16 protein-coding genes are annotated in these 16,622 nt (G+C 70.2%); 4 read left to right on the forward strand and 12 right to left on the reverse strand.

The genetic code is table 11. From position 1 onward, the window contains the following. Positions 1-144: 144 nt before the first annotated feature. From mutM to rsmD, 9 genes are all read right to left on the reverse strand, one after another. A complete protein-coding gene (gene mutM, locus ACWDV4_RS15810) occupies positions 145-1,005 on the reverse strand; it encodes a bifunctional DNA-formamidopyrimidine glycosylase/DNA-(apurinic or apyrimidinic site) lyase (RefSeq protein ID WP_449978986.1) in 861 nt (286 codons plus the stop codon). Next, positions 998-1,822 (reverse strand): ribonuclease III, encoded by an 825-nt coding sequence (rnc, locus tag ACWDV4_RS15815; protein WP_449978988.1) that lies wholly within the window; start codon positions 1,820-1,822, stop codon positions 998-1,000. Before rnc ends, mutM begins: the two co-directional genes overlap by 8 nt. A gap of 22 nt (positions 1,823-1,844) precedes the next feature. Then, positions 1,845-2,819, reverse strand: coding sequence for a phosphate acyltransferase PlsX (locus ACWDV4_RS15820; protein ID WP_449979177.1), 975 nt, complete (start codon positions 2,817-2,819; stop codon positions 1,845-1,847). Positions 2,820-2,934: 115 nt separating this feature from the next. After that, positions 2,935-3,108, reverse strand: coding sequence for a 50S ribosomal protein L32 (rpmF, locus tag ACWDV4_RS15825; RefSeq protein ID WP_377578586.1), 174 nt, complete (start codon positions 3,106-3,108; stop codon positions 2,935-2,937). 5 nt (positions 3,109-3,113) lie between these two features. Then, the gene (locus ACWDV4_RS15830; RefSeq protein ID WP_449978992.1) at positions 3,114-3,677 is read right to left on the reverse strand and encodes a YceD family protein; all 564 of its coding nucleotides are present in this window, start codon (positions 3,675-3,677) and stop codon (positions 3,114-3,116) included. 32 nt (positions 3,678-3,709) lie between these two features. After that, entirely contained in the window at positions 3,710-3,895 is a 186-nt protein-coding gene (locus tag ACWDV4_RS15835) for a hypothetical protein (protein WP_449978995.1), read from the reverse strand. 19 nt (positions 3,896-3,914) lie between these two features. Continuing rightward, on the reverse strand, positions 3,915-4,412 hold the full coding sequence (locus ACWDV4_RS15840) for a hypothetical protein (RefSeq protein ID WP_449978997.1): 498 nt from the start codon (positions 4,410-4,412) through the stop codon (positions 3,915-3,917). A gap of 283 nt (positions 4,413-4,695) precedes the next feature. Next, a complete protein-coding gene (gene coaD, locus ACWDV4_RS15845) occupies positions 4,696-5,196 on the reverse strand; it encodes a pantetheine-phosphate adenylyltransferase (RefSeq protein WP_449978999.1) in 501 nt (166 codons plus the stop codon). Then, entirely contained in the window at positions 5,193-5,756 is a 564-nt protein-coding gene (gene rsmD / locus ACWDV4_RS15850) for a 16S rRNA (guanine(966)-N(2))-methyltransferase RsmD (RefSeq protein WP_449979002.1), read from the reverse strand. The genes coaD and rsmD overlap by 4 nt, the downstream gene beginning before the upstream one ends. Before the next feature lie 300 nt (positions 5,757-6,056). Here rsmD and ACWDV4_RS15855 point away from each other — a divergent pair, with 300 nt between their 5' ends. After that, positions 6,057-7,556 carry a cell wall anchor protein gene (locus ACWDV4_RS15855; RefSeq protein WP_449979005.1) on the forward strand — a complete coding sequence of 500 codons (1,500 nt, stop codon included), beginning with the start codon at positions 6,057-6,059 and terminating at the stop codon, positions 7,554-7,556. 193 nt (positions 7,557-7,749) lie between these two features. Here ACWDV4_RS15855 and recG read toward each other — a convergent pair whose 3' ends face one another. Beyond that, positions 7,750-9,954: an ATP-dependent DNA helicase RecG gene (gene recG / locus ACWDV4_RS15860; protein ID WP_449979008.1), complete on the reverse strand. Its 2,205-nt coding sequence runs from the start codon at positions 9,952-9,954 to the stop codon at positions 7,750-7,752. A 22-nt stretch (positions 9,955-9,976) separates the two neighbouring features. After that, positions 9,977-11,572 (reverse strand): DAK2 domain-containing protein, encoded by a 1,596-nt coding sequence (locus tag ACWDV4_RS15865; protein ID WP_449979011.1) that lies wholly within the window; start codon positions 11,570-11,572, stop codon positions 9,977-9,979. A gap of 193 nt (positions 11,573-11,765) precedes the next feature. Between ACWDV4_RS15865 and ACWDV4_RS15870 the strand changes: the two genes are divergently transcribed. The 3 genes from ACWDV4_RS15870 (at position 11,766) to ACWDV4_RS15880 (ending at position 15,953) form a co-directional block, all read left to right on the forward strand. Further along, entirely contained in the window at positions 11,766-13,985 is a 2,220-nt protein-coding gene (locus ACWDV4_RS15870; protein ID WP_449979014.1) for a HEAT repeat domain-containing protein, read from the forward strand. Between the two features lie 182 nt (positions 13,986-14,167). Further along, positions 14,168-14,359 (forward strand): 50S ribosomal protein L28, encoded by a 192-nt coding sequence (gene rpmB, locus ACWDV4_RS15875; RefSeq protein ID WP_184533614.1) that lies wholly within the window; start codon positions 14,168-14,170, stop codon positions 14,357-14,359. A gap of 352 nt (positions 14,360-14,711) precedes the next feature. Beyond that, positions 14,712-15,953 (forward strand): ATP-grasp domain-containing protein, encoded by a 1,242-nt coding sequence (locus ACWDV4_RS15880; RefSeq protein WP_449979017.1) that lies wholly within the window; start codon positions 14,712-14,714, stop codon positions 15,951-15,953. A 70-nt stretch (positions 15,954-16,023) separates the two neighbouring features. Here the strand turns inward: ACWDV4_RS15880 and ACWDV4_RS15885 are convergent, their stop codons facing one another. After that, positions 16,024-16,497 carry a GNAT family N-acetyltransferase gene (locus ACWDV4_RS15885; protein WP_449979020.1) on the reverse strand — a complete coding sequence of 158 codons (474 nt, stop codon included), beginning with the start codon at positions 16,495-16,497 and terminating at the stop codon, positions 16,024-16,026. Positions 16,498-16,622: the final 125 nt, after the last annotated feature.

Below are 16,622 nucleotides of genomic sequence, written 5' to 3' on the forward strand. Positions count from 1 at the left end.
GCGTTTGACGGCACCGCAGCCTATCGGACGCGCACCAGCCACGAGCAGCAAGACCAGCGGGCACAATGGGCAGACAACGGCGAGCGGGTAGAGCGGTCAGGTCCTACGGCCCATCCGGCCTTACCGGTCAGGCCTCATGGTCGGTCATGCCTTACCGCCGAGCACCCGGGGACGGGGCTGGCAGCGCGGGCAACTGTGCGACGAGCGGTTCATGAACGCCTCGCGCCGGATCGGCGTACCGCACCGGGGGCAGGGCAGTCCTTCCCGGCCGTACACGTTGAGGGCCCGGTCGAAGTAGCCGCTCTCGCCGTTGACGTTGACGTAGAGCGCGTCGAAACTCGTACCGCCGACCTTGATCGCCTCACCGAGCACGTCCCGAATGTGCCCGAGCAGCCGGCCGACCGCCGGCCCGGTAAGCGTGTCGGTCTGCCGGGCACCGTGCAGGCGGGCCCGCCACAGCGCCTCGTCGGCGTAGATGTTGCCCACGCCGGAGATCAGGGTCTGGTCGAGCAGCGCCCGCTTCACCTCGGTACGCCGGCGGCGCAGCCCGGCCAGAAAGTCGGCGTCGGAAAACTCGGGGTCCATCGGATCCCGGGCGATGTGTGCGATCTCGGCGGGCAGGGTGGCACCGCCTTCGGAAACCGCCAACCCGCCGAAGGTGCGCTGGTCGATGAAGCGCAGCTCCGGCCCACCGTCGTCGAAGGTGAACCGGACCCGTAGATGCGTCTCGTCCGGTGCCTCCGCCGGCTGCACGAGGAGCTGTCCGGACATACCGAGATGCCCGACGATCGCGTCACCACTGTCCAGCGGCAGCCAGAGATACTTGCCGCGCCGGCAGGCGTCCAGCACGGTCCGCCCGACGAGTACGGTGGCGAAGTGCTCCGCGCCGGGCAGGTGCCGCCGGATGGCGCGCGGGTGGCGCACCTCGACCATGGCGATCCGCCGGCCGGCCACCCATCTGGCCACCCCCTGGCGGACCGTCTCCACCTCGGGCAGCTCAGGCACCCGACCCCCCGTACTCCGGTGACGACTCCTGCTTCGACGGCGACTCCTGCCCCGGCGTCACCGGTCCGGTCGACTCCACCGGCTCCACGGCCCCGGTCGGTTCGGCGGTCTGCTCGGAGAGCGTGCGCCAGGCAGTCTCCGCAGCGCGCTGCTCGGCTTCCTTCTTGCTGCGGCCTTCGGCCCCGCCGTACCGGTTGCCGGCCACCACCACCCAGGCGGTGAACGTCTTCAGGTGGTCCGGCCCCGCCTCGTCGATGCGGTATTCCGGGACGCCGAGCCCCAGGGAGGCGGTCAGCTCCTGGAGGCTGGTCTTCCAGTCCAGCGCCGCGCCCCGGCCGGCGGACTCCGCCATCAGCGGATCGAACAACCGGTGGATCACGGTCGAGGCGGTGTCCAGCCCGTACTGGAGGTAGATCGCGCCGAGCAGCGCCTCCAGGGTGTCCGCCAGGATGCTCGCCTTGTCCCGACCGCCGGTGATCTCCTCGCCCCGGCCCAGAAGCAGATACTGCCCCAGCCCTTCCGGCCCCAACCCTCGGGCGACGTCCGCCAACGCCCGCATGTTGACCACACTCGCCCGAAGCTTGGCCAGTTGCCCCTCGGGCAGGTCAGGGTGGTTGTGGAAGAGCGCCGCCGTGATCACCACACCGAGCACCGAGTCGCCGAGAAACTCAAGCCGTTCGTTGGTGGGCAGCCCACCGTTCTCGTACGCGAACGACCGGTGGGTCAACGCGCGTTCCAGCAGTTCCGGGTCCAGTGAGACGCCGAACGCCGCCTCCAGATGTCCGACGGGCGCGCGCCGCCGCTTGTCGTTGCTCATGCGGTTACCCGCTTGTCGTTGCTCATGCGGTTACCTCGGTGTTGATCGTGCGGAGATCCCGACCGGGATCGGCGAGCAGCGTGGAGACCGCCGCGGCGGCGCCGCGACGATGTAGATGGGCGGCGAGGGCGATACCGGAGGCGACATCGTCACCCCGGGCCGCGCCGTGGCAGACGACGACCGTACCGGCGATGCCCAGCAGCGCGGCGGCCCGGGCTGACCCACCGCTGGCCGGGGGACCACCGGCCATGGCGTACGCCCCTTCGATCGCCTTGAGCAGCACGTTTCCGGTGAACCCGTCGGTGACGACCACGTCGGCGTGCTCACCCTGCCCCAATTCGTACCCCTCGACCAGGCCGATGTAGCGCCCGCCGGCGGGCAGCGGCTGCTCGGCGAGCACCGGGTCGGCGGCTCGCCGGGCCCGATCGCCCTTGCCGGCCTCGGTACCGACGGAAAGCAGCCCGATCCGGGGTTCGTCGACCGCGTGGGCGATTGCAGCGTAGGCGGCGCCGAGCACCGCGTGCCGGGACAGGGTGGCCGGGCTCGCCTCCAGTGACCCGCCCACGTCGAGCAGTACGACCGGGCCGGCGATCGCGGGCAGGGTGGCGACCAGGGCGGGTCGGCGTACGCCGGGCCAGCGCCCGAGCAGGAGCGCGGCGGCGGTCACCGTGGCGCCGGTGGCACCGGCCGAGACCACAGCGTCGGCGGCACCTTCGGCGACGGCGGCCACGGCGGCTCGTACGGAGGTGTCGGCTCGGCCGGATCGGGCCGGTTGGTCGGCTACGGCGACGGTGTGGGCGACCCGGACGGAGATCCGGTGCCGCCGGGTCGGCGGCAGCGCGTCGCGGAGCCCGCCGGCCACTTCGGGTGGCCCGACGAGCAGTAGGTGCAGGTCGGGGTCGGCGTCGAACGCCCGCAGAGCGCCGTCAACCACGACGGCGGGAGCATCGTCCCCGCCGAGGAGGTCAACGGCGATCCGCGCGGTGCCCGGCTCCACGGGAACGCCGGCCGAGGATTCACGGCCGGCGTTGGTGGAAGCCGGTGCACCGGGCAGTCGCCAGGGCGCGCGAGCCACCCGACCGGTGGTCGGAGGCGTCACTCGGCGTCCGGCGTCAGACTTCGAGAACCTGACGACCGTTGTAGGTGCCGCAGACACCACACGCGGCGTGCGGCAGCTTCGGCGACTTGCACTGCGGGCACGCCACGGTCGCGACCGCCGCAACCTTCCAGTTCGCCCGGCGGGACCGAGTGTTGCTGCGCGACATCTTGCGCTTGGGGACGGCCACGGTTCTTACTCCTCTTGACGGGTCAGTTGCGACAGGCCAGCCCAGCGGGGGTCGATCTGCTGGTGGCTGTGGTCAGCCGGCAGCTCGTCCCAGTGCACCCCGCAGTCGGGGCACAGCCCTGGGCAGTCGTCTCGGCACAGCGGGTTGGTCGGCAGTGTGAGCACCACCGCATCCCGCAACACCGGCTCCAGGTCGATCAGATCGCCCTGCATCCGGCCCACCTCGTCCTCATCGGCCGTCTCGTCCGTGGTGCTGTTCTCGTAGGCGTACAGCTCCTGGATTTTGACAGCCAGCGAGTCCCTGATCGGGCGCAGACAACGGCCGCACTCGCCTTCGATCGGACCGGAAACGGTCCCGGAAACGAGCACGCCCTCGGACACCGACTCAAGCCTCAGGTCGAGGCTCAGGTCCGCGCCTTCCGGCACGCCGATCAGCTCCAGCCCGAGGTCCGCCGGCGCCGGCACCACCCGCTCGACCGTACGCAAAGCGCCAGGTCGGCGCGGCAGTTCCCTCGTGTCGAGGACCAGCGGCGACCTGGGGCTGAGTGAGCTTGGCGAAGGTTTAGGCATAGTCAGACTCCGGCCTGTGTGCGGCCGACAAATCAGGTTACCTGGGCAGGGAGCCCAGCGTCGAACCGGGGCACCCCACCGGGGCAGGCCAGGTGGCCGCCGCCGGCTGGCCGGGGCACCCGCGCCGGGTTGGCCGCCGCCGGGGTGGCCGGTGGGGCTACCCACAACGCCCAGCGCAGCACATAACGCCCAGGCCACGGACAACACCGCTGTGTCACGCACGACACCCGGGGCTGCTCAGAACGACAGCGGGCGCTCGCTCTCCTCCGCGGCGAAGGTGCCGATCTCCCGAAGCGCGTGCATCTTGTCCCGGCCGCGCTCGATGGAGGCGAGCGCCCGGGTGAGGAACTGCTCGAAGTTGGCCAGTGCGGTGTCGACGTAGTCGTCGACCTCCTCGCGCAGTCGCTGTGCCTCCGCCCGCGCCTCCGCGACGATCCGGGCCCCCTCATGCTCCGCCGACACGGTGATCTCGTTCACCGAGACGAGTCGGGCATGCTCGGCCTCCGCCTCGCTGATGATCCGGTCGGCCTCCCGCTTCCCGGCGTCCATGATCTTGTCCCGTTCCGCCAGGAGCACAGCGGCCCGGCGCAGGTCGGCGGGGAGTTCGGCGCGCAGCTCGTCGAGAATCGCGATCGTCTCACCGCGATCCACCATGCAGTTGTTGCGCGACATCGGGACGGATCGCGCCGCCTCCACCATGGCGATGATCTCGTCGATGCGATCGAGCGGGTCCACCGGTACCTCACTCCTGCCTGTCATTAGTCAGCCGAACCTCCATAATGCGACGTCCGACCGAATTACAGCTCACCCAATGATGCGTCCCGGATACGACCGGGTGGCCAAACCTCTTTCCGCGCGGCGCGTCGCCGCAGGCCCGACCGCCCCGCGCCGACCGGACCCGCACTGCTCCGAGGTGCCGCGCTACCCACCGCCGTTACGCGGTTCGAAGATGGTCAGGCGGGCTGACCCACAGGCTGCCCGGGTCAGGTGAGCTGGCCAGACATGCTGGCCGGCAGGGTCAGGTGGGCTGACCGGGCTCCCGGTTCGCGGTGAGCCGCTGCCGCAACAGGTCGCGAACCAGGTCCGGGACGTGCGCCGAGACATCCCCGCCCCACTTGGCGACGTCCTTGACCAGACTCGACGACAGGAACGAGTAGAGCGGGTTGGTCGGCATGAAAAGTGTCTCCACCCCGGCCAACCCCATGTTCATCTGCGCCATCTGCAACTCGTAGTCGAAGTCGCTGACCGCCCGTAGGCCCTTGATCAGGACAGCCGCCTGCTGGTCGCGGCAGAAGTCCACCAGGAGCCCGCGGAACGACTCGACCCGGACATTCGGGTAGGAGGCCGTCACCTCGCGGAGCATGGCGATCCGCTCGTCGATGGTGAACAGACCACTCTTCGACTGATTGATCAGCACACCGACGATCACTTCGTCGAACAGTCGGCTGGCCCGACCGATGATGTCCAGGTGACCGTTGGTGACCGGATCGAACGAGCCGGGACAGACCGCACGTCTCATGAGCGGCGACCGTACCAAAGTGTGGTCTCCCCGTACCGCCGGCTGCGCTGTGCAGTGATTCCTTCCACCCATTCGACCGCCCCGCTGCGAGTGGAACGTTCCACCACGATCACAGCGTCCGCCGCCAGCCAGCCGCCGCCGACGAGCGCCGCCAGCATCGTGGTGATCTCCTCGTCCGGCACGGCGTACGGCGGGTCAGCGAAGACCACGTCGTACGCCCCGCCCTCCGGGCCGGCGGTGAGGATCTGCGCCACCTTTCCGTTCGCCAACTTCGCGGCCGGAGTAGCGCGCAGAGTCGACAAGTTGTCGCGAATGATCCGGGCGGCCCGGACATCGGATTCGACCAGTAGTACGTGAGCTGCCCCTCGGGACAATGCTTCCAACCCGACCGCACCAGACCCGGCGTACAAATCGAGGAATCGACTGTCCGTCAGGTCGGTCATCGTGTCCAAAGCACTGAATAGCGCCTCGCGTACCCGGTCGGAAGTCGGTCGGGTGTTCGCCCCGGCTGGGGCAACGATGCGCCGACCACCGAATGCTCCGGCGATGATCCGGGTCACGTCTGTCCTCCCTGCATAGTGATGACGTTACGCCAAGGTCGACTGTCGCCTGATCGACACAGGAAGTAGACGAAAATAGCGTACGCACTCACTTTCGGTAGATGAATTGTCTCGGCTTCACAACATCATCCTTAAGATTCCCTGAGGGACGTTGCGGGATGTGCGCAACCGTTAAGGTCTGGCGCTGGGCGGGCACGGTTGGCCGACCGTCCGGCATCGGCACTCATTCCAGAAGATCCGAGCCCCGCGATCGCCACCTTGTCGCCACGCTTCTAACCCCCCTCTCTTCCAGGAGCACGCGTGATCCGTCCAAAGCTGTCGCTGCGGCGACCGCTGGCATTTCTAGGGGCCGTCTTCGTCGGCCTCACGGCGGCGGTAGCCGTCGCCGCGCCTGCGAGCGCCCACCACACTGAAATCAAGGGCACGGTGGTGTGCGAGCCCACCACCGGCAAGAAGATCATCACCTGGACCGTGACCCACAGCGAGACGAAGAAGTACGCCACCCTGGTCAAGGTCACGTCCAGCATCGACACTCCGGTCAAGGACATCCAGGGCACCGTCCTCGCCCCCAAGGGCAAGAAGGGCGACTCGGTCTCCGGCACCCAGGAGGTGCCCGGCGACGCGACCGGGACAGTCGAGCTGAGCGTCTTCGCCCGCTGGTCCCAGGACGGACAGACCTCCGAGGGCAAGAACAAGTACGAGAACACCAACAAGGGCCGGGTCAACCTCGGCAAGGACACCTGCTCCCAGGCTCCGCCGCCGTGCGTCGAGGCGAGTCAGGCAAAGTTCAAGCACACCTTCGACGGCCCCAACGGCGTCGCCACCGTCGAACTCGACGGCGAACTGCCGCTGTGCCAGGGCGTCAAGCAGTCGTTCACCCTGGTGTCGTACTTCGCGCCCCGGCCGGAGTTCTCCGTCCCGCAGTACGTCTATGGCGAACCCGATACGGACACCATCGAGGCCGGCAAGACCAAGATCGAGCTGAAGGTCGAGCTTCCGGACTGCCACACCCAGGTCGACCTGATCTGGGGTGGCCGGGACCAGGTCATCGAGGAGATCGTCAAGGACGGCCCGACCTACGGCAACAAGAAGTTGGGCAGCCCCGGCGCGCCGGGTAACCGGTCCAAGGGCCCGCAGGGCTGGTACAACGGCGGCACCAAGGCCTGCCAGCAGCCGGCCATGGATTTTGTGTCCAACTGCGACGGCACGGTGATCGTCAACCTGAGCAACAACGGCAAGATCAGCAAGTACGCGGTGGAGTTCACCATCACCGCCGGCAACTTCAGCAAGAAGGTCACCGTCGCTCCCAACAAGGCTGAGAGCGTCGAGGTCCCGGCCAGTGACGCCACCGAGATCGTGGTGAGCGCCGACGGCATGGAACCGAAGACCTACCGCTGGCAGCGGCCGGAGAACTGCGCCCTGCCGACCGTGGTCGTCGAGTCCGACTGCGAGAACTTCACCGTCGCGGTGAAGAACCCGGAGGGGGTGACCCCGGCGACCGCGAAGATCGCCTTCGGTGGCAGGACCGAGACGGTGACCGTGCCGGCGGGTGAGACCAAGACCGTCAAGTTCCCGGCCAAGGAAACCGGAACCACCGCGACCGTCACCTTCGAGGGGCTGGACGTCGAGCCGTTCGAGGCGGTCTACGAGAAGCCGGCCACCTGCGGTGGTGGCGGGGGCGGCCTGCCCGTGACCGGCGCCGCCGCCGGTGGGATCGCGGCCGGTGCCGTGGTCCTGCTGGGTGCCGGTGTGGCGCTGTTCCTGGTGGCTCGTCGCCGCCGGCTGCGGTTCACCGCCTGAGGCTGCACCTGGCCTTCTGGCGATGAGCCGACACCGAAACTGAGTTAACCGCCTGGGGGCGGGTCGACCGAAACTGGTCGACCCGCCCCCGGTGCTTTCGGTTGGAACGCCGACTCGGCCCGGAAGTCGCGGCCCACCACCTGCCTGGACGCAAGGAAGACCTGTCCTTGCTGATCGACGGGGCGAGGCGGGGTCAGCCTTTTTCCAGGTAGCCGGCGCGTTCTTCGTCGACCAGGGTTGCCACCGAAGCCGCCAGGGCGGGATGTTGCGCCAAGTCTGGATCGTCCTCGACCAGGGTCATCGCCTCGGCCCGAGCCTCCCGGATCAACTCGGTGTCCCGCAGCAGCGACAGAAGCCGCAGGTGCGAACGCCGCCCGGACTGGGTGGCCCCGAGTACGTCTCCCTCGCGGCGCTGCTCCAGGTCCAGTTCGGCCAGTCGGAACCCGTCCGTGGTCGAGGCGACCGCGTCCAGCCGTTCCCGGGCCGGTGAACCCTCCAGCGTTTCGGAGACCAGCAGACACAGCCCGGGTGCCGTACCTCGCCCGACCCGGCCACGCAACTGGTGTAACTGGGAAACGCCGAACCGGTCGGCGTCCAGCACGATCATCACGGTCGCGTTCGGCACGTTCACGCCGACCTCAATCACCGTGGTCGCCACCAGCACATCCAGGTCACCGGCGGCAAACGTACGCATCACCGTGTCCTTCTCGTCGGCCGGCAAGCGGCCGTGCAGCACCCCGATCCGCAGCCCGTGCAGTGGCCCCTCGGCGAGCAGCGGCGCGACCTCGGTGACGGCCAGTGGGGGCCGCCGAGCCGACTCGTCCCCGGACGGCGGCTCCTCCTCGGACTCCGGCCCGGCGCCGATCCGCGGGCACACCACGTACGCCTGATGGCCGGCGGCCACCTCCTCGCGCAACCGACGCCAGGCCCGGTCCAGGAACGCCGGTTTCTCGGCGGCCGGTACGACATGCGAGGCGATCGGCGAGCGCCCGCTGGGCAGTTGGGCCAGGGTGGAGACCTCCAGGTCCCCGTAGACGGTCATCGCCACCGTGCGCGGGATCGGCGTCGCCGTCATCACCAGCACATGCGGCGGCTGCTCGGCCTTGGCTCGCAACGCGTCCCGCTGTTCCACCCCGAACCGGTGCTGTTCGTCCACCACCACCAGCCCGAGGTCGGCGAAGTCGACCCCCTCGTAGAGCAGGGCGTGGGTGCCCAGCACGATGCCGGCCCGGCCGCTGGCGACCTCCTCCAGCGCGTGCCGCCGGGCCGCCGCATTCAGCGAACCGGTGACCAGGGCGACCCGGGTGCCGTCCGGGTCACCGTCCAGCTCACCTGCGCGACCGAGCGGGCCGAGCAGGTCGAGGATGCCCCGGTAGTGCTGGGCGGCGAGCACCTCGGTGGGGGCGAGTAGCGCCGCCTGACCGCCCGCGTCCACCACCTGGAGCATGGCCCGCAACGCCACCAGCGTCTTGCCGGAGCCGACCTCCCCCTGCAACAGCCGGTGCATGGGATGTGCGGTGGCCAGGTCGGCGGCGATCTCCGCCCCGACGGTGACCTGGCCGCCAGTCAGCTCGTACGGCAGTTTCGCGTCGAAGGCGGTGAGCAGGCCCGCTTCGCGCGGCGGCCGGGGTTGTGCCGGCCAGGCCGCCGCCCGATGCTTGCGCTGCACCAACGTGATCTGTACGGCGAACGCCTCGTCCCATTTCAGCCGGTGCCGGGCCCGGTAGAGGTCCTCCTTGGTGGACGGGCGGTGGATTTCCCGCAGGGCCTGCCCCAGGCCGATCAGATTGTGGCTGGCCCGCACGGTGGCCGGCAGTGGGTCCTCGGGCGGGGTGAAGGTGTCCAGCACCACCCGTACGCAGCGGGCAATCACCCAGGTGGGCACCGCCGAGGCGGCCGGATAGACCGGGATCAGCGCTCCGGCGAACTCTTCGATCTCGTCGCTGGCCGCTACCTCTCCGTCGGCCGGGCCGTCGCCGAGCAGCACGTAGTCGGGACCGTTGAGTTGGCGTTTGCCCCGGAACTCGGTGACCTTGCCGGCGAACAGCCCCCACCGGCCGGGCCGCAGGTCCCGTTCCCGCCACGCCTGGTTGCCGAAGAAGGTCAGGGTGAGCTGGCCGCCGGAGCCGTCCTCGACGGTGACCTCCAGCAGGTTGCCGCGCCGCTGGCGCATCGGCCGGACGGCGGTACGGCGCACCTGGCCGAGTACGGTCACGTCCTCGCCCACGTCCAGGGAGCGGATGTCGGTGTGCTCGCCGCGTTCGTCGTACCGGCGCGGGAAGTGGTAGATCAGGTCACCGGCGGTGTGCAGGTCGAGATGGCTGGCCAGGGCCTTGGCCGTCTTCTCCCCGACCAGCTTCTTCAGCGGCGTGTCCACCGTGGACTGTTGCTCGGTCACTCGACCCCCACCAACGGCTCTGTCACTCGACCCCCACCAGCAGCGGATAGTGCGGTTGCCCACCGACGTAGTGGTGCACCTCGACGAAGGGCCACCGCTGGGCCACGTGGGCCTGGACCGCGTCGGCCAGCTCGTCCGGCGCGTCCGCGCCGAGCAGCAGGGTCACCAGCTCGCCGCCGCCGCCCAACAGCCGGTCGAGCAGCGCCTCGCAGGTGGCCAGCAGGTCCGCCCCGATCAGGTGCACCTCGCCGTCGACCAGGCCGATCACGTCACCGGGCTGGCACGGGCCGGCCACGGTCAGCGCCTCGCGGCTGGCGTAGCAGATCTGGGCGTACCGGCATGCCCCGGCGGCCTCCGCCATGGCGATCACGTCATCCTCGAACGGGCGGGACGGATCGCGTACGGCCAGCGCGGCCAGCGCCTGCACCGGTGACCGGGTGGGCACGACACTGACCTTCACCCCGAGCGGTACGGCGGCGCGGGCCGCCGCACCGGCCACCGCCTGGGTGTCGCGACCGTTGGGCAGCACCACCACCTGGGCGGCACCGGTCGACCGGATCGCCGTCAGCAGGTCGTCGGCCGACGGGAGGTCGGTCACCACCGTGGCCCCCTCGGCACGTAACAGGTCGGTGAGGCCAGCCCCGGCCGCCAACACCACGGCCGCCCGATCGGCGCCGGTCGTCTGGTCGGTGAAGCGGGTGACGGAGATCTGGTGCGGCCGGCCGGCCACCACCCCGGCCTCCACCGCCGCGCCCACGTCGTTGACGTGCACATGCACCCGCCAGGTGGACGTCTCCGACGGTGTCGCCCCGTCCCCGACCACCACCAGGGAGTCGCCGAGCCCGGCCAGCACCGCCCGCAGCCGCTCCACCGCCATGTGGTCGGCGTCGAGCAGATACTGCACCTCGTAGGCGTACTCCGGGGAGCCGGTCTCCCGGGGCGCGATCGCCGCATGCCGGACCGGGGGTGGTGCGATGGCCGGGCGGTGCGGACGTTCGCCGGTAACCACCTCGACCAGGGTGTCGAGCAGGACGCAGAGGCCCCGCCCACCGGCGTCGACCACGCCGGCGCGGCCCAACTCGGGCAGCTGGTCCGGGGTACGCCCCAGCGCGTCGGCAGCGGCGTCCGACGCAACCCGGACCACCTCGGCCAGGTCGTCGGAGTCGGCGCGTTCGGCGGCGGACGCCGCCGCCCCGATCACGGTCAGCAGGGTGCCCTCGACCGGGCGGGCCACCGCGGCGTAGGCCGCCGAGGCTGCGGTACGCAGCGCGGCCGTCAACGCCCGCCCACGCACCTGTGGCACCTCGGCCAGCGCGTCGGCGAGACCACGCAGGATCTGCGCCATGATCACCCCGGAGTTGCCCCTCGCCCCGAGCAACGCCCCCCGGGCCATCAGCTGTAACGCCCGCCCGTGGGCGGTCGACTCCCCCTGCGATGGGGTGCCGGAGGCGAGCGCCTGGTGGGCGGAGGACAGGGTGAGCACCAGGTTGGTGCCGGTGTCCCCGTCGGGCACCGGGTAGACGTTGAGGCCGTCGATCTCGCCCTGGTGCCGTTTGAGGGCCGCGAGCCCGTCCGCGCACCACCGGTGTACGGCGGCGGCGTCCACGCTCTCCAGCATGGGCAAAGCCTACTGGCGTCCCCCGACGAGCTGCTGACCACGGACTCCGGCACCATAGCCGCGCCGCAGCGTCACCGTGGCCACGCTGGGGAGTCACCGCTGACCGTGCTGGGGAGTCACCGTGGCCACGCCAGGGAGCTACCGCCGTTCCTCGGACGGGCGCTGTCGGACCGTCCGGGCAGGATGCCGCAGCATGACGGATGATCCATTCGCCGGCCTCGACGAGATCCGCTGGGGTCGCCTGCGGCACGCCTACGGTTCCGCCGCCGAGGTTCCCGAACTGCTACGCGGTCTGGCCGACCCGGACCCCGCCGTTCGGGAAGTCGCCCTCGACGGCATGTACGGCGCGGTGCACCACCAGGGCGACGTCTATCCCTGCACGGTCGCGACGATCCCGTTCCTGCTGCGTATCGCCGGGCGCCCCGCACTGCCCGGCCGGGCCGAGGTACTCCGCCTACTGGCCAGCATCGGCAGCGCCGAGGACCCGACCGGGTTGACCGGCCCGTACCGGAAGGCCAACCGGGCGGTCGCCGAGGCGTACCCGATGTTTGCGGCGTTGCTGGCCGACGACCCGGAGCCGCAGGTGCGCGCGGCGGCGATCACGGTCCTGCCGGCCTGCCCGGATCAGGCGTCGGCGGCGGTCACCCGGCTGCTGGAACGCCTGCCCGAGGAGGAGGATCCGACGGTCCGGGCGGCGATCGTGCAGGTCGCGGCCGAGTTGGCCCGCCGTGGGGCGAGCGTCGGACCGGTGCGTGAGCGGCTCGCCGGGCTGCTCACGACCGAACCCGACCCGCAGCTACGGCTGGTGGTCCTGGCCGAGCTCGCCACCCTGTCGGACGATACCGGGCTGGCCGACGGCGTGGTCCCGCCCGACAGCGCGGTCCCATCCGACAGCGCGGTCCCATCCGACGGGCGACCGGGCGGCGGGCCGCTGGTCGCGGTCGACGACGTACTCCCCCTGATCGACGCGGTCTACCAGACGGGTACGCCCACCACACCGCCCGCCGGATTCGAGACCGACACCCTGATCGGCGCGATCCGGCAACGGCGCGAACAGAGTGATCAGGGACGACACGCTCCCCAGGCAGCCGCGTTGGTCCGCACCGTCGCCGCCTCGTTCGGTGATCGGGTGACCGACCGGGTACGTCTGCTGACCGCCCTACTGCGCTCACCGGAGCCGGAGTGTCGCCTCGACGCGCTGTATCCGGCGGGCAACCTCATCGACCGCTGGCGCGGTGACTACGCCGAGCTGATCGCCCTGATCGGCGAGCAACTCCGCGACGGGCAACCGCCACAGCTCGGCTCTCGTGCCGTACACGTCCTGGAGAACCTGGGCGAGCTTGCCACGCCCGCCGCCGACGCCCTGGCAGCGGCGCTGTCCGCCGCCGAGCGGGTGGCTCAGCACTCAGGAACGAACGAGCAGCCACCGTGGGTGATCGAATGGGCGCAGGAGTTGCCGACTGTCGGGCCTGGTCTACGGGCCCTGGCCGGTACCGGTGACCCGCGCGCGCTGCCAATGCTGGCCTGGGCGCTGGAGCGCGAAAACCTGCCACGCGACGTGGGCTATCTCCTTGCCAGCTACGGCACGCAGGCCGCGTCTCTCGTGCCGACCATCCGCCAGCGCCTGGCCGATCTGCCCACCGACGATCCGCGCGACGGCCGGCGGGACAGTCTCGTGGGGGCGCTCGCCCGGATCGGTCCGGCCGCCGCCGAAGCCCTACCCGAGTTACTGGACCTGCCGGTCACCCCGGCCGTGCTGCGCGCACTCGCGGCGATCGGCTCTACGGCATCAGCGATCGGCCCGACGGCTGAGACTGCCCTACCGATCCTGCGGAGAGCGGTGGAGTCCCCGGAGCGGGCGACCGCGACCGCTGCCGCGAAGGCGTTGTGGCTGGTCGCCGGGGATGTGGCCGCCGCACTCGAGGTCGCGGACCGGTATCTCGGCGGCGACGAGTACGACCGGCGCGCCGCCGTGGAACTGCTCGCCGAGTTGGGACCGGCGGCACGGGCCCGGGCTGGCCGGCTACGGCAGCTCACCCGCCGCAAGGACCAGTTCGGCTGGCTCCCCCTGAGCGCGGCGCGGGCATTGTGGCGGGTGACCCGCGACCCCGTACCGGCGTTGCCGATGCTGGAACGGGCCTGGCGCCAGAATCCGCACACGCGTCGGACCGTCGCCTCGGTCTGGGCGGAGATTGGTTCGGCCCGGGCAGAGATCGGTCCGGCAGGAACGGAGTTCGGTCCGGCCTGGGCGGAGTTCGGTTCGGCCGCCGCCGCTGTACGGCCGCTGCTGGTCGAGGAACTGGCCCGGGTACGCCGACACAACGCGATGGATGGCGGTTACAGCAGTGCGCAGGTCACCGACGACGAAGAGCTGCGTCGCGGCTGCCGGACAGCGCTGGCCGCCCTCGGCTAGACTCCGTCACCGGTCGCTCTTCCCGCAGCATCACCGGTTGCCTTTCCCGCTCCGTTACCGGTCGGCTCCTCCGCAGGTCGGAGCCGGTTGGCCGACTCTACGGGGCATCGGGTAACCTGACCAGGTTGCCGAGGGCGATGTCTTTGCACGCCCTCATGAACGATCAATCCCAGGAGTATCCCGTGGCTAGCGTGTGCGACGTCTGTGGCAAGGGTCCGGGCTTCGGCCACAACGTGCCGTGGTCGAAGAAGAAGACCAACCGCCGCTGGAACCCGAACATCCAGTCGGTGCGTACCCCGGCCGGTGGCGGGACCACCCGCAAACTCCAGGTCTGCACCTCGTGCATCAAGGCCGGCAAGGTCGCCCGCGCCTGACCTGAGGCGGGGCTCAGCCCTTCCTGTCAACTTCGACATTGCCGGCGGATCCAAGTGATCCGCCGGCAATGTCGTGTTTCCCGGGTTATTGAGGCCCGTAGTGGGAGAGCTTCCCGGGCTTCCAGTACCCCGGCCGGACTGTCCGTCCGGCGGGCTCCCCTTCGATCAATCGACAGATTTACGTAGACCTTCAGTCGAAGTTTGACGGACATCCACGGGAGCAGTTCCGGCTGGGCGAGCATCACAATTGGCGCCACGGATGCGGCTGACGTCGCAAACCGGAGGGCGTGCCATCGATCCCCCAGAGTTGCGCACTTCGGGACAAACCGTTTGCGCCCTGGAGGACGGGTTGATGATCCAGTTAGGCCAAGAGGAACTCGTACTCGTCGGGTGCCCGCTGGGGCTACTGGCCTGGCAGTCGGAGTACCTGCCGGACCGCAGCGTGGTGATCATCGAAACCCCGGACGGCATCCGCAACCATGACTTCGAACGGGTCGTCCGGCAGAGTCCGGTGGTGGGCCGGCTCATCGCCGCCGAATACCGCACCGACTTCGACCTCGACGACCTGCTGACCCGGGAACCGGGCCTGGCCAACGCCACCCTGGTCGTCCCCGGTCGGGAATACGCCGTCGGTGCCGCCGCCCGCCTCGCCGACCGGCTGGGGCTGCCCGGTGCCGGGCTGCCGGCCGGAGACATCTTCCGGGACAAGTACCAGATGCGTCAGCTGGCTGCCGCCAACGGCATCGCCAACCCGGTCCACCGACTGGTACGCAGCCCCGCCGAGGCCGAGAAGTTCTTCGCCGAGGTCGGCGGCAGATGTGTGCTCAAGCCCACCAATCGGCAGGGCAGCAGTGGCGTGCAGTTCATCGACGCCCACACCCAGATCGCCGAATGCTGGGCACACACCGCCGAGCCGGACACCACGGATCCCGGTACGCCCACCGGCGTACTCCTGGAACAGGCCCTGACCGGCCCAGAGTTCAGCGTCGAACTGCTGGTCAGCGCCGGCGAGGTGATCTTCCGCAACGTCACCGCCAAACGCCTGGTGCCCGGCCGGTTCCCGGTCGAGCTTGGGCACACCGTACCGGCACCGATCCCCGCCGAGCTACGCACCACGTTGCTCGCCTCAGCGGAAGCCCTCGCCGCCGCCGCCCGCTTCGGCAGTGGCGTCCTGCACAGCGAATGGATCGTCCAGGCGGGCGTACCGACCCTGGTGGAGTGTGCCGCGCGGCTCCCCGGGGACAGCATCGGCACCCTCATCTCAATGGCCTACGAATTCCGGTTCATCGAGACCTTCTTGCGGGTGCTGCGCGGCGACCAGCTAAGGCTGCCGACCGAGCCGGCCGGGGCGGCGGCGGTGCAGTTCCTCACCGCCCCACCCGGCCGTGTGGTCGCGGTGGCCGGGGTCAAACAGGCGAGCCGATCCCCGGGCGTGGTGGACGCCCAGGTCACCGTCGAACCGGACGCTCAGATCCGCGCCGTTACCGCCTCCACCGACCGGATCGGGCAGATCATGGCGCTCGGCGACACCCCGGCCGAGGCCGAGACGAACGCCCGTACCGCCGCCAATGCGATCCAGGTGACGGTGGCCTGAGCTGACTGCCGGGTGAGTCGCAACTCTCACCCGGTGACCGGTCCTCAGAGGGTACGGCGGTGATCGGTCCTCAGAGGGTGCGGCCGAAGGAGAGACAGCCGGGAGCGTCCCGGTAGTAGCCGAAGTTCTCGATCTGCTCGTAGCCGCCACTGCGGTACATCGCGATCGCCTCGGGCTGCTTGTCGCCGCACTCCAGGATGATCCGCTTGCGCCCGTACTCCTGGGCTGAGTCCTCCACCGCGGCCAGCACCGCACGGGCCACACCCCGGCCCCGGGCCGACGCCGTGGTGAACATCCGCTTCAGCTCGGCGGTGTCGGTGTCCCCGGGCTCGCCGTGACTGCGCCAGCCCCCACAGCCCACCGGCTCGCCATCCAGATACGCCACCAGGAACGCCCCGACCGGGGGCTCGAACTCGGCCGCGTCGACCGGCGTGTCGTCCCCGCTGCCGCCGTAACGGGCCCCAAGTTCGGCCAGCGCGGCGGTCACCAACTGCCGGGCCACCGGCGAGTCGAAGCGTACGGTCCGGATCTCGATCTCACTCACCGCTAGAGCGTACCCACCGGTAAGGAAGGGCCCCTTGTTATCGCTTTCTGCCTATAAAGGGGCCCTTCCTAACACCAAAGCGCGGGGGCGAGGGCGGGGGCGGGGTGGAGCCGGCGGAGTGGGCG

It is taken from the genome of Micromonospora sp. NPDC003197 (genome assembly GCF_053590565.1).

Excerpts from the sequence above, each read along its gene's own strand:
- rnc (WP_449978988.1), bottom strand. The coding sequence starts at position 1,822 with ATGAGCAACGACAAGCGGCGGCGCGCGCCCGTCGGACATCTGGAGGCG.
- ACWDV4_RS15830 (WP_449978992.1), bottom strand. The coding sequence starts at position 3,677 with ATGCCTAAACCTTCGCCAAGCTCACTCAGCCCCAGGTCGCCGCTGGTC.
- coaD (WP_449978999.1), bottom strand. The coding sequence starts at position 5,196 with ATGAGACGTGCGGTCTGTCCCGGCTCGTTCGATCCGGTCACCAACGGT.
- ACWDV4_RS15865 (WP_449979011.1), bottom strand. The coding sequence starts at position 11,572 with ATGCTGGAGAGCGTGGACGCCGCCGCCGTACACCGGTGGTGCGCGGAC.
- ACWDV4_RS15870 (WP_449979014.1), top strand. The coding sequence starts at position 11,766 with ATGACGGATGATCCATTCGCCGGCCTCGACGAGATCCGCTGGGGTCGC.
- ACWDV4_RS15880 (WP_449979017.1), top strand. The coding sequence starts at position 14,712 with ATGATCCAGTTAGGCCAAGAGGAACTCGTACTCGTCGGGTGCCCGCTG.